The sequence below is a fragment of the Acidovorax sp. genome (genome assembly GCF_021287135.1).
Lineage (GTDB): Bacteria > Pseudomonadota > Gammaproteobacteria > Burkholderiales > Burkholderiaceae_C > Acidovorax.
In genome coordinates, this window is sequence record NZ_JAJTBB010000072.1 from 1 (window position 1) to 12,066 (window position 12,066).

Consider the following 12,066-nt stretch of genomic DNA (forward strand, 5'->3'; position numbering starts at 1 on the left):
CGCCGAGCTGGCCCTGCGCGCGCTGCAGGCCGATGCCGCCCAGGCCGCCTTGCAGCAGGCCGGGCGGGCCGCGCAGCACGCCGGCCTGCCGGCCCTGCAGGCCGAGGTGGCCCGCGCCCGCGCGCTGCTGGGCCAGCCCGCCGCGCGCCTGCTGGGGCCGGGGGGCGAACAGCCGCTGCGGCTGCAGGACGTGGCCGCGCTGCGGGCATCCGGCCGCACGCTGGTGGTCGACGCCTGCCGACACACCCTGCATGCGGGCGACGCTGCGGTGCCTCTGGCGCGCCGCCCCGTGCTGTTTGCCCTGCTGCGCGCGCTGGCCCAGGCCTGGCCCGGCGATGCGGACCGCGAGGCGCTGATCGCCACGGTGTTCCGCACCCGCCACCCCGATGAAACCCACCGCGCCCGCCTGCGCGTGGAGATGGGCCGCCTGCGCAAGCTCATCGCGCCCCTGGCCGGCGTGGAGGCCACGGCGCGCGGCTTTGCGCTGCGCCCCCAGGGCGGGCGCGACGTGGCCGTGCTGGCCCCGCCGGTGGAAGGGGAGGAAGGCGCCTTGCTGGCCCTGCTGGCCGACGGCGCGGCCTGGTCCACATCGGCCCTCGCGCTGGCCCTTGGCGACAGCCAGCGCACCGTGCAGCGCGCGCTGGCCGCGCTGGAGGACGGCGGCCAGGTGCGCGCCGTGGGCCAGGCCCGCGCGCGCCGCTGGGTGGCTGCGCCGCTGGTGGGATTCACGACGATCTTGTTACTCCCTGCCGCGCCGCCAAATCCCTAAAGTGGCCTCACCGCCCAACGCACCCATCCTCCATCGGCGTGCACCGGGCATTCCACCAGGAGCTACCGAGATGACCACCGCCACAGCGCCCCACGACACCGCTTGCGCCACCGCGCTTGCCGACACCCCGCCCGCACGCAAGCACCTCCCGGTTGCGGCGCGCCAGCCCGCCCAGGTGGTGCGCGAATACGGCCCGTTCGGCGGCGCCAGCGCGGTCCACGGCGTCACGCATGACGGCCAGCGCGTGTGGGCCGCCACGGGCGAACACCTGGTGGGTTTTGACCCCGCCAGCGGCGCCACCACCCGCACGCTGGACGTGGTGTGCGACGCGGGCACCGCGTTCGACGGCACCCACCTCTACCAGATTGCCGAGGCCCGCATCGACAAGATCGACCCCGCCACGGGCCAGGTGCTGGCCACCCTCCCCGCGCCGGGCGGCGGCAGCGACTCGGGCCTGACCTGGGCCGAAGGCAGCCTGTGGGTAGGGCAGTACCAGGGCCGCAAGATCCACCAGATCGACCCCGCCACGGGGGCCATTCGCCGCACCATCGAGTCCGACCGCTTCGTGACCGGCGTGACGTGGGTGGACGGCGAGCTGTGGCACGGCACCTGGGAGGGTGATGAAAGCAGCCTGCGCCACATCGACCCCGCGAGCGGCGCCGTGCTGCAGCAGCTGGACATGCCGCCCGGCGTGGGCGTGAGCGGGCTGGAGTCCGACGGCGCAGACCTGTTCTATTGCGGAGGCGGCGGCAGCGGCAAGGTGCGCGCCGTGCGGCGGCCGCGCCGCGCAGCCTGAAGGTGCTACTGCGCCGCGGCCGGCTTGGGCGGCCGGTGCAGCACGCACAGCTTGTTGCCGTCGGGGTCGCGCACATAGGCCAGGTACAGCCGGCCCGTGGGGCCCTCGCGGTAGCCGGGCGGGTCTTCGCAGCTCACGCCGCCGTGGGCCACGCCCGCCGCATGGAAGGCATCGGCCTGCTCCGGCGACGCGGCCACGAAGCCGATGGTGCTGCCGTTGCCATGGCACGCGGCCTCGCCATTGATGGGCGTGGAAATCGCAAATGTGCCCGTGGGGCTGCGGTAGAAATAGCGGTTCTTGTTGGCCACGCCGGGCGGCACGCCCAGCGTGCCCAGCACGGCGTCATAGAACTTGCGCGAAACCTCCAGGTCGTTCACCCCGACCATCACATGGCTGAACATGGCTGCTTGTCTCCTTTGAAAAAACCAAAGCCAAAGGGCGCTGATGTTACGGGGCTGCGCCTGCCACCGGTGTCGCCGCGGTGCGCAGCAGCAACGGCACGGCCCGGGACCTGGCGCATCATCGCGGGGCGGCACACCGCCGCGCGTCCCTGATTTTTGGCTCCCTGCGCATGACCCCCGAACACTTCACTCCCGTTCCGCTCGACAAGGCGTATCGCCTGCTCAACCACGGCCCCACCGTGCTCGTCTCCGCCGCGCACGCAGGCCAGCGCAATGTGATGGCCGCCGCCTGGGCCTGTGTGCTGGACTTTGCGCCGCCCAAGGTCACGGTGGTGCTGGACAAGGCCACACGCACGCGCGCGCTGGTGGAAGCCAGCGGCGCGTTCGCCCTGCAGCTGCCCACCGTGGCCCAGGCCGCGATGACCGTCGGCGTGGGCACCGACAGCGCCCACACGCAGCCCGACAAGGCCGCGCGCCATGGCGTGCAGTGGTTCGACGCGCCGGGCTACCCTGACACCCCGCTGGTGCAAGGCTGCGCCGCCTGGCTGCTGTGCCGCGTCATCCCTGAACCGCACAACCAGCAGGCCTACGACCTGTTCATCGGCGAAGTGGTGGCCGCCTGGGCGGACGACCGCGTGTTCCGCCACGGGCACTGGGAGTTCGACAGCGCACCGGATGCGCTGCGCACGCTGCACTACGTGGCGGGCGGACAGTTCTATGCCACGGGGGCTTCAGTCAAGGTGTGAGCCGACACCTTGGCGCCGCCAGGCCCCGTGCGGCCCCTGGGCACGGTGACTTTGGGGCGCTGCGAATCTTCAAGCTAAATGTGCCTCAAGCGCTTACGGGACAAGCGCAGGCAGCTATGAAAATAGGAGTTGTTGCCCCGCCGTGACGGGGCGCAACCCCCCGCTCACTCCCCGTCCAAAAGCCCCACCTGCTTGAGCTCCGCAAACTTGGCCGCCATCGTCGGGTTGCCGCGCGTGAGCTTCTTGATGGTGAGGTCTTCCGCCTTGTCGTTGGCCAGGCGCAGGTTGTTGGCCGACTTGTGCAGCGCCTCCTTGGTCTTCTCCAGGTCCTTGATGGCCTCGTCAATGCGCCTGACGGCCTCCTCGAACCCATCCGACGCCAGCCGCCAGTTGCGGCCAAAGGCGCCCTTGAACTCTTCCAGCTGCGATTCGAACTTGGTGATGTCCAGGTTCTGCGCCTTCACCAAGGCCAGCTCCGATTTGTATTGCAGCGACTTCAGGGCGGCGTTGCGCAGCAGCGTGATGATGGGGATGAAGAACTGCGGCCGCACCACGTACATCTTGGGGTAGCGGTAGAACACGTCCACGATGCCGGTGTTGTACAGCTCGCTCTCGGGCTCCAGCAGCGACACCAGCACCGCGTATTCGCAGCCCTTTTCGTTGCGGTCCTTGTCCAGCTCTTTCAAAAAGTCTTCGTTGCGCTTCTTGGTGGCGGTCTCGTCGTTCTCGTTCTTCATCTCGAACATGATCGAGACGATCTCGTGGCCCGCCTCGTCCACGTCGCGAAAGATGTAGTCGCCCTTGCTGCCGCTGCGCGCGTCGTTGTCCTTCTCGAAATACGCGCGCGCAAAAGCCGTGGCGCGGATGCGGTTGAACTCCGTCTCGCAGTGCTGCTCCAGCGTCTCGCCCACCATCTTGGTCGACAGGCGCGCCTTCATGTCCCGCAGCCGCGCAATCTCCCCGTCGCGGTCGCGCAGCTGCAGGGCGTACTGCTCCTTGATGGCGGCCTCTTCCAGCTGCTGCTTCACCACCACCAGGTTCAGGTCGTTCTTGAGTTCGTCGCGCTCGCGGGCCACCACCGTGACCGCCTCGGTCACGGCCAGCCTGCGCGCCACCTCGCCGGCCTCCAGCTGCGCCTTGAGCTGCTGAATCTCCGCATCCTTGCGGGCGGCCACGCCCTGCAGCTCCTGCGCCATCCGCGCCTCGGCCAGCTGGGCCGCGGTGAGCTGCGCCTGCCGTGAGCGCTCCAGCTCGTTCGCCAGCGCGTCGCGCTGCTTCTCCACCGCGCCCAGCGCCTGCGCCACCGCCAGATCGCGCTCCACCGCGCCCGCATCCAGCTGCGCCTTCAGTGCCTGGATCTGCGCGTCCTTGGCGGCCGCTGCCTTCTGCAGCTCATTGGCCACCTGGGCTTGCGCCAGCGCCACGGCATTGCGCTTGTCCTGCTCGGCCAGCTCCAGCCGCTCATGCAGCTGCGCGGCGAAATCCGCGTCGCGCACCTGCTTGAGGATGTCGGCATACCCGGTTTCGTCGATCTTGAACGCCTTGTTGCAGTGGGGGCAGATGATGTCGTGCATGGCGGGTACCGTGAGTCGTGTTTCGTTGGGTGGGGAGCATAGCGGCCACCAGGCAATGCCATGTGGCGCGCTGCACGCAGCGCTAGCTCAGGCGGGGGATGCCATTTCGTCAGCCTTTCTGCGGCGACAGTTGTGCGGCGAAAAGCACATCTATTCGCCGCACAATTTGCGGTGAATTACATCCATAATCACCGCATGCGCCCCCCTCGCCCCACCCGCACGCCGCGCTACATCTGGCAGTTGCCCGATTGGCCACACATGAGTTTTGATGCCGCCGCGCTGGCCGCACCACTGGCGCAAGTGCACCGCGCACAGGGCATGCTGGCCGGGCGCATGGCAGAGCTGGGGCTGGCGCAGCGCGACCAGGCCACCCTGCAAGTGCTGACGCAGGAAGTCATCACCACCAGCGCCATTGAGGGCGAGCGGCTGGACCTGGACGCCGTGCGCTCCTCCGTAGCCCGCAAGCTGGGGCTCGATATTGGAGCCCTGGGCCCCAGCGACCGGCATGTGGACGGCGTGGTGGACGTGGTGCTGGACGCCACCCGCAACTTTGACCAGCCCCTGACCGCCGAGCGCCTGTTTGGTTGGCACGCGGCGCTGTTCCCCACCGGCTACAGCGGGCGCATGCGCATCACCGTAGCGGGTTGGCGCAACGATGCCAGCGGCCCCATGCAAGTGGTGTCTGGCCCCGTGGGGAGGGAGAAAGTGCACTTTGAAGCCCCACCCGCCGCCACCCTGCCCGCGCAAGCCCAGGCCTTTTTTGACTGGTTTGAAGCCGCCCCGGTGGGCGACGCCCTCATCAAGGCCGGGCTGGCCCACCTGTGGCTGGTCACCCTGCACCCCTTTGACGACGGCAACGGCCGCTTGAGCCGCGCCGTGGGCGATATGGCCCTGGCACGCGCAGAGGGAGCGCATCAACGCTTTTACAGCTTCAGCGCCCAAATTCAGCGCGAGCGCAAAGACTATTACGACCAGCTAGAAGCCACCCAGAAAGGTCCGCTGGACGTGACCCCGTGGCTGCACTGGTTTCTGGGCTGCCTGCTGCGCGCCGTGCAGGGCACAGACGCCACACTGGCGGGCGTGCTGGACAAAGCCCAGTTCTGGCAACGCTGGGCGGGCACGCCCATGAACGCCCGCCAAACGCTGGTGCTGAACCGCGTGCTGGACGGCATGGAAGGCAAGCTGACCAACGCCAAGTGGGCAGCAATGGCCAAATGCTCACCCGATACGGCGCTGCGCGACATCAACGACCTGTTGGCCCGGGGCGTGCTGGCGCGGCTGGAAGGTGGCGGGCGGAATACCGCCTACATCTTGGTGAAATAGACGGCCGCCGCAAAAAAACGGACAAAAAACCAACTTAACTTATTGTCATTATTCATTTTTCGGTAAAAAATTCAAAAACACAAAATATACCGAAATGCTCGAACTCAGCCCTGCGATCACCCGCCAGTACATCGACGCCGTTGCCGTGTTCGACGCATTGGCCGAAGCCACCGAAGAAGCCGCCCAGGTGCGCGGGGGGATGTACTGGCACGCGGGGCCAGCGTCAGCGCCCGAATCGAAATACCTGGTGCGCACCTCGCCCACCGGGGCCGAAACCAGCCTGGGCCCCCGCACGCCTGAGACACAGGCCATCTACGACAAATTCATGCAAAGAAAGCAGGCCAGCACCGAACGACTGACCGGCCTGAAAGCCGCGCTGGACCAGCAACAACGCCTGAACCGTGCGCTGCGGGTCGGCAGGGTGGACCCGCTGGTGGTGGCGCTGCTCAACCGCCTGGCCAGCACCCACCTGAGCGAACATTTTCGGGTGGTAGGCACCCACGCCCTCTACGCCTACGAGGCCGCCGCCGGGGTGCGGCTAGAGGCAGACGCACTCGCCACGCGGGACATTGACTTGCTGTGGGACACCCGTAAACGCATCATCTTCTCCACCCAACTTGCCAGGGTAGACAGCTCCATGCTGGGCGTACTGAAAAAAGTAGACCCCACCTTTCGCATCAGGCAAAGCCAAAAGTACACCGCCGTGAACAAAGACGGCTTTGAGGTGGACATCATCCGCCGCGTGCGCACCGACGACGACCCCCACCCCATCAAGCTCAGCGACGCCGACGAAGACTTCTGGGTGGCCCAGCCCCGCCGCGCCAGCGTGCTGCTGGACTCGCCGGGTTTTTCTGCCGTCATCGTTGCCACCAACGGCACCATGGCCCGCATTAACACGGTGCACCCGGCCACGTTTGTGGCGTTCAAGCGGTGGATGGCAGGGCAGCCTGACCGCGACCCGCTGAAGCGGCGGCGGGACGTGTTGCAGGCCGATGCGGTGCAGGTGCTGGTAGAGCAGTATTTGCCACAGATTTAATCAAAAGCTAGCAACTCGCACAGCACATCATTCTTCGAAGATGAGTTGGCTGCATCACCATGCGGGGCTCTGCGACTGTGCCGGCAAAAAAAGGCCGCTTCAAAAAGCGGCTGGTCCCGATGAAAACTCCTCAACGCTTCAATTTTTGAGCACTTTGGAGGATCAGGTCGAAATGACGCGCCGAACTGGCCACGAAGCATTGGGAAGTTGGGGGGCAAATTCGAGATAGCTAAGGACGCTCAGACTGGGCTTTCAATGTCCACCTCGAAGTTCTCCAGAAATCGACTCACCAGCATGTAGAAGCCAATGAGAGTCGTAATCTCAACGAGCTGTTTGTGCGAAAGTGAATCCTCCAGCGCCCGGAAAAGTTCAACGGGAGCTTTTACTTGGCGAACAACTGCATCTGTATAACGCAGGGCATCCATCTCGAGGCGGGTAAATATTTCGGAATCAGGCTCCGTATCAGTTCGGCTCAGAACTGCTTCGATCTTTTCACTTGAAACGCCTTCGTGCGTTGCAACGCGACGGTGCTGGAAGACTTCATAAGCTGCGCCGCAAAGGGCGCCCACCCGGAGAATGACCAGTTCTCGTAGCTGGGGGTTCAACTCCGATTTTCGAAGGAGTGCTGTTCCAAGAGTCAGGAAGCCTTCGGCCGTTGGTCCTCCGTGGGCCACCATGCGATAGATGTTCAGTGGCGGCCTGGAGGAGACCAAGTCCTTGATAGCGGGAGAGGCTTGGTTCAGATCAAAATAAGGAATACGTGCCATGATTTTCAGGAGGTTGGTTGCAACGAAGTCGGGAGTAATTGGGCGTGCGGACCGTGCTAGTCGAGTCGGATGCCCGCGCGGCGAATGACACGAGCCCACTTGGCTGTCTCTTCCCGAGCAAAGAGCGCTAACTCTTCAGGAGTTCCACCCTGCGGAACCGTTGCGCTTTCATACAGGACTGCCATCACTTGTGGGTCCTTCAGCGCGATGTTCATCTCTTTGTTGAGTCTTGCGATAACCGCTCTGGGAGTTCCTGCCGGGGCCCAAAACGCGCCCCAGGCAGCCACTTCATAGCCTTTCAGGCCCAGTTCATCAAAGGTTGGCACATCCGGAAGCTGTGCCAAGCGCGTGCTTGAAGTGACTGCCAGAGCTCGCAGCTTCCCGCTCTTGATGAACGGAAGCGATGACGGGACGTTGTCCATGATCGCAGGCACCTGACCGCCAATGACGTCGGTCACCGCCGCTGCGCTGCCTCTGTAGGGTATGTGGACCAGATCAATTTCAGCAGTCTCCTTGAGCAACTCAAGGGCCATGTGAAGGCTAGTGGCATTGCCACCAGAGGCCACTGAAATGCGGCCAGGTTCTGCCTTCGCTTTATCGATGAACTCCTTGAGACTTTTCACTGGATACGCCGGGTGAACGGACAGCACGTTCGAGGTTTTCCCCTGGAGCACGATGGGCTCAAAGTCCTTCACCGGGTCAAAATCCAGTTTCGAGTAGAGGCTCACATTCATTGCATGCGTTGAATTCGACCCGTAAAACAAGGTATATCCATCGGGCTGACTTCTCGCGACGTAGGTTGCTGCAATATTGCCGGAAGCCCCCGGTCTGTTCTCCACCACGACAGGTTGTCCCAATTGCCTGGCAAGTTGCTCTCCGATTCTTCGAGCTGATAGATCTGCCGCACCTCCAGGAGGAAAGCCGAGCACCAGTTTGATGGGTCGGGTCGGGTACTCCTGCTGAGCAATGGATGAGGTGGGTGAGAGCATTGAAGTGGCGGCTGCTGTGCTCAGCACGGCAGCCATCGCTTGGCGACGGTTCATTTCAGGCATGGTGGTTTCTCCTTTACCAAAGGACAACAGCGGACCGTTAGCTCATGAAAGCGTGATTCCCGCAACGTAGCCGCCATCCACCACCAAGGCATGGGCATTCACGAAAGTTGATTCGTGCGATGTCAAAAATAGCGCGGCGTAGGCCACTTCCCACCCTGTTCCTTGGCGTCCAAAGGGGAGTGGGGAAGCTAGACGCGAAGGTCGCTTCTTTGTCGCGGCACGGCCCATGGGCGTATCCATCAGGCCAGGCAGCAACGAATTGCAGCGAATGCCCTTTTCCTGCCCTGCCATGGCAATTGAACGGGCCAATGAAACTTGTGCAGCCTTGGTGGTTTCGTAAGCCGGATTGCTACTGGAATTGCGCAACGCCGCAATGGAAGAGATCAAAACGATGGACCCGCCTGGCGCCATATGTTTGATGGCTTGCTGCGCAAAGAGCAGGTTGCTGCGCACATTGACGGCATGTTCCCGATCCCATGCTTCGGCGGTGTGGTTGGCAATGGACAGGCTGCTTGATATTCCGACCACCATCACCAAACCGTCCAACCCGTCCATACGTTGGGCAGCACGCTCGACAACGGGAGCGATTGCATCGGCCACTCCCACATCCACCACATCGGAAAATACCTCGGCACCAGTCTCTCTGACTTGCCGACAGGTCTCTGCAACGGCGGGTTCTGAGATGTCAGCGCAGGTCAGCTTCGCACCTTCTCGACCAAAGAGAACCGAAATGGCTCGGCCGTTCCCGATGGGGGGCTCAGGATCGTCGATCTCTCGCTGCCCGGCTCCCACGACCAGAATTCGCCTTCCCTCAAGACGGCGAGCGGCGGCAGCCACTCCATAGGTCTCTTCGAAACATTGACGCTGTGCATTCAGTTCAGGCATTCGGAATCTCCAGGTGGTTGAAATCAACTAAGCGAAAAGAATCCTATGCCGTCAAATGAAACGTTTCAACATGGCGTTTTCCCGAAGCTGTCGCACGCGAGACGGGTATCATCTCTTGGCTTGATTGCGGAGGAGCGATGGGAAAAAAGGGAGTTGATATACGTGATGTGGCCGCGCTGGCAGGGGTCTCTGTTGGAAGCGCATCGCGCGTCATCAATCGCGTTGATAACGTTTCAATTGCAACTCGAGAAAAAGTGGAGCGTGCGATCCAGATCCTGGGGTACCGCCCGAACCACACGGCACAGTCGCTGCGTTCGCGCGCGAGCAAGACGATCGGCTGCCTGTTCACCGATGTAGCGAACCCGCTGTATGCCAACCTTTTCCGATCCTTGGAAGAGCGTCTGCGCGTGGAGGGCTACATGCTGTTGCTCGCCAATGGTCTTAATGACGTGCAGCGCGAACTGGAAACGTTAGAGACGTTCGCCCGTAGAGGCATGGATGGGGTGATCGCAGCGCCCGACCATGAGAAGGACGAGAAAATTGCGGCAGCCCTTTCTGCGCTTGCGATGCCCGTTGTAGTCCTTGATCGAGACATCTCCGGGCTCTCTCTAGACACCGTTCTGTTTGATCACGCGGGTGGCGTGAGGGAGAGCATGGCCCGCCTCTTTGACCTGGGACACCGCCGAATTTCGATTGTCTTGTGGAACGCGAAAAATCGTCCGGTGCGTCGCCGCCTGGAAGGGTACAGAGCCGCCTACAAGGCAGCTGGAGTGCCGTTGCCAGATGGGCTGATTGTTCAAGGTCAATCAGCTATCAGTTCCGTTCTCAGTGACTTTGATCGGCTCTTGAAGCAGTCTGATCGCCCGACTGCGGTGCTGGCTCAAGGCACCTATGCGCTCGGAAGCGTGATGCAGGCTATCGCGCTCAACAACCTGAGTGTTCCACGTGATATCTCCGTCGTTGCGATAGGGGATACACCGTTCGCACGCGAGAACAATCCGGCCATATCAATGGTCACGGTAGACAGCGCTAGGGTTGCAGCCCTCACTGCTGAAATGCTTCGAGATCGCATGGAGAACGCTGCGTTGCCTGCACGTATTGAAAAAGTGCCGGTAGCCTTCACTGATCGGGGGTCTGTCGGATCTGTTCCCAACTGACCCTGCATGTGCGAATCGAAGGGCGAATATCAGCCGCAGGTGCACATCGTGGCCTACTGCACCGACCTGGGCTTTGGCAGGGCGCGCGGGGTCGAGATGCTGTCGCTGATGCTGGCGTGCGGCATCGCCAGCCGCTGGATGTCGGGCTGGATCTTTGACGTGACGGGCAGCTACCAGGCGGCGTTTCTCAACGGCATGGGGTGGAACCTGCTGAACCTGTGCATCGTGGGCGGCCTGTACTGGCGGGTCCGGCGCCGGGGCGCGGCGCCGATCCGCGTTTGAGCCGTTTGGGCCGTTTGGACCGTTTGGACCGCTGGCCCAATACTGGCAAGCGCAAGCAGCTATGAATTTATGAGCGTTTGAGCTGTGCCCCGCCTGCAGGTTCCTGCGGGCCAGCGGGGCCGGTGCCGCACCGGGCCGCTCCCACACGCACGCTGCGCCGCCGTGGTACCGTGCTGCCCCCGGTGGAACGCCGCAGCGTTTGCTTCGCCCTGCTGTTCCGCGTTGTCTGTTCCCTTCTCTTTTTCGATCACACATCCATGTCCAGCGGCGTCCTCTACGGCCTGTCGGCCTATGCCCTGTGGGGGCTGTTCCCCCTGTTCTTCAAGCAGTTGCAGGCCGCGTCCGCGCTGGAGGTGGTGCTGCACCGCATGGTGTGGTCGCTGGTGTTCGTGTTCATCGTGCTGGCTGTGCTGCGCCGCTGGAGCTGGCTGGGCGATGTGCGCCGCAGCCCGGCGCTGCTGGGCAAGTTCGCCGTCTCGGCCCTGCTGCTGGCGGGCAACTGGCTCAGCTACATCTGGGCGGTGAACAACGGCCACGTGCTGGACGCCAGCCTGGGCTACTTCATCCTGCCGCTCATCAACGTGGCGCTGGGCTTTGTCTTCCTGCACGAGCGCCCGCGCAAGGCGCAGTGGCTGGCGTTTGCGCTGGCCGCCAGCGGCGTGCTGTGGATGGCACTGCAGTCCGGCCATGTGCCCTGGCTGGCGCTGCTGATTGCGCTGACCTTCGGCTTCTACGGCCTGATGCGCAAGGTCGCCGTGCTGGGCGCGCTGGAGGGCATGTCGCTGGAGACGCTGCTGCTGGCGCCCTTTGCGCTGGTGGCGCTGCTGTGGGGCAACCACACTGGCGAGCTGCCCGCGCACGATGCGCACACCTGGCTGTTCTTCGTGCTCAGCGGCCCCGTCACCGCCATCCCGCTGCTGCTGTTTGCGGCCGGTGCGCGGCGCGTGCCGCTGTCCACCATGGGCATCCTGCAGTACATCACCCCGTCCATCCTGGCGCTGATGGGCGTGTTCCTGTATGGCGAGGCCTTTGCCGGCCCGCGCGCCCAGGGCTTCGTGCTGATCTGGGCGGCCCTGGCGCTGTACACGGCGGAAGGGCTGTGGGCGGGGCGCCGCATGGCGGCCACGCGGGCCGCGGCCTAGGAGTCTGCGCGGCAGAAGGAGCATCGGCTGCAACGCGCGATAAACCGGTCTCGCGCGGTACTCCCTCCTGCGCCCAGGGGGCCACCCTGGGCTTGTCGGTAGCACCACGCGATCCTCGGTTTTCGCGCGTTTCGCT

The 12,066-nt window shown here is 64.0% G+C and carries 11 protein-coding genes and 2 pseudogenes; 8 read left to right on the forward strand and 5 right to left on the reverse strand.

The genetic code is table 11. The features are described 5' to 3' along the window. Together LWW96_RS16670 and LWW96_RS16675 are read left to right on the forward strand one after the other, a co-directional pair. Positions 1–769, forward strand: a pseudogene (locus LWW96_RS16670) (helix-turn-helix domain-containing protein); the annotation flags it as partial. A gap of 70 nt (positions 770–839) precedes the next feature. After that, positions 840–1,565 carry a hypothetical protein gene (locus tag LWW96_RS16675; RefSeq protein ID WP_291488963.1) on the forward strand — a complete coding sequence of 242 codons (726 nt, stop codon included), beginning with the start codon at positions 840–842 and terminating at the stop codon, positions 1,563–1,565. A gap of 5 nt (positions 1,566–1,570) precedes the next feature. Here LWW96_RS16675 and LWW96_RS16680 read toward each other — a convergent pair whose 3' ends face one another. Beyond that, entirely contained in the window at positions 1,571–1,966 is a 396-nt protein-coding gene (locus tag LWW96_RS16680; RefSeq protein WP_291488965.1) for a VOC family protein, read from the reverse strand. Positions 1,967–2,136: 170 nt separating this feature from the next. Between LWW96_RS16680 and LWW96_RS16685 the strand changes: the two genes are divergently transcribed. Then, positions 2,137–2,712 (forward strand): flavin reductase family protein, encoded by a 576-nt coding sequence (locus tag LWW96_RS16685; protein ID WP_291488966.1) that lies wholly within the window; start codon positions 2,137–2,139, stop codon positions 2,710–2,712. Positions 2,713–2,876: 164 nt separating this feature from the next. Here the strand turns inward: LWW96_RS16685 and LWW96_RS16690 are convergent, their stop codons facing one another. Continuing rightward, a complete protein-coding gene (locus LWW96_RS16690) occupies positions 2,877–4,286 on the reverse strand; it encodes a DUF2130 domain-containing protein (RefSeq protein WP_291488968.1) in 1,410 nt (469 codons plus the stop codon). Positions 4,287–4,481: 195 nt separating this feature from the next. Between LWW96_RS16690 and LWW96_RS16695 the strand changes: the two genes are divergently transcribed. Continuing rightward, positions 4,482–5,609, forward strand: coding sequence for a Fic family protein (locus LWW96_RS16695; RefSeq protein ID WP_291488970.1), 1,128 nt, complete (start codon positions 4,482–4,484; stop codon positions 5,607–5,609). 94 nt (positions 5,610–5,703) lie between these two features. Continuing rightward, entirely contained in the window at positions 5,704–6,645 is a 942-nt protein-coding gene (locus LWW96_RS16700) for a GSU2403 family nucleotidyltransferase fold protein (RefSeq protein ID WP_291488972.1), read from the forward strand. 239 nt (positions 6,646–6,884) lie between these two features. On the opposite strand, the gene LWW96_RS16705 is transcribed toward LWW96_RS16700, so the two are convergent. From LWW96_RS16705 to LWW96_RS16715, 3 genes are read right to left on the reverse strand one after another with little or no spacing between them, the layout of a single operon-like run. Then, positions 6,885–7,412: a carboxymuconolactone decarboxylase family protein gene (locus LWW96_RS16705; RefSeq protein WP_291488974.1), complete on the reverse strand. Its 528-nt coding sequence runs from the start codon at positions 7,410–7,412 to the stop codon at positions 6,885–6,887. 56 nt (positions 7,413–7,468) lie between these two features. Further along, positions 7,469–8,464, reverse strand: a complete 996-nt coding sequence (locus tag LWW96_RS16710) for a tripartite tricarboxylate transporter substrate binding protein (protein WP_291488976.1) — start codon at positions 8,462–8,464, stop codon at positions 7,469–7,471. A gap of 42 nt (positions 8,465–8,506) precedes the next feature. Continuing rightward, positions 8,507–9,349, reverse strand: a complete 843-nt coding sequence (locus tag LWW96_RS16715; protein ID WP_291488978.1) for an SDR family oxidoreductase — start codon at positions 9,347–9,349, stop codon at positions 8,507–8,509. Positions 9,350–9,486: 137 nt separating this feature from the next. On the opposite strand from LWW96_RS16715, the gene LWW96_RS16720 reads away from it, so the two are divergent. The 3 genes and pseudogenes from LWW96_RS16720 (at position 9,487) to rarD (ending at position 11,930) form a co-directional block, all read left to right on the forward strand. Beyond that, positions 9,487–10,506 carry a LacI family DNA-binding transcriptional regulator gene (locus tag LWW96_RS16720; RefSeq protein WP_291488980.1) on the forward strand — a complete coding sequence of 340 codons (1,020 nt, stop codon included), beginning with the start codon at positions 9,487–9,489 and terminating at the stop codon, positions 10,504–10,506. A 33-nt stretch (positions 10,507–10,539) separates the two neighbouring features. Then, positions 10,540–10,788, forward strand: a pseudogene (locus LWW96_RS16725) (hypothetical protein); the annotation flags it as partial. 257 nt (positions 10,789–11,045) lie between these two features. Then, the gene (rarD, locus tag LWW96_RS16730) at positions 11,046–11,930 is read left to right on the forward strand and encodes an EamA family transporter RarD (protein ID WP_291488982.1); all 885 of its coding nucleotides are present in this window, start codon (positions 11,046–11,048) and stop codon (positions 11,928–11,930) included. Positions 11,931–12,066 lie beyond the last annotated feature (136 nt).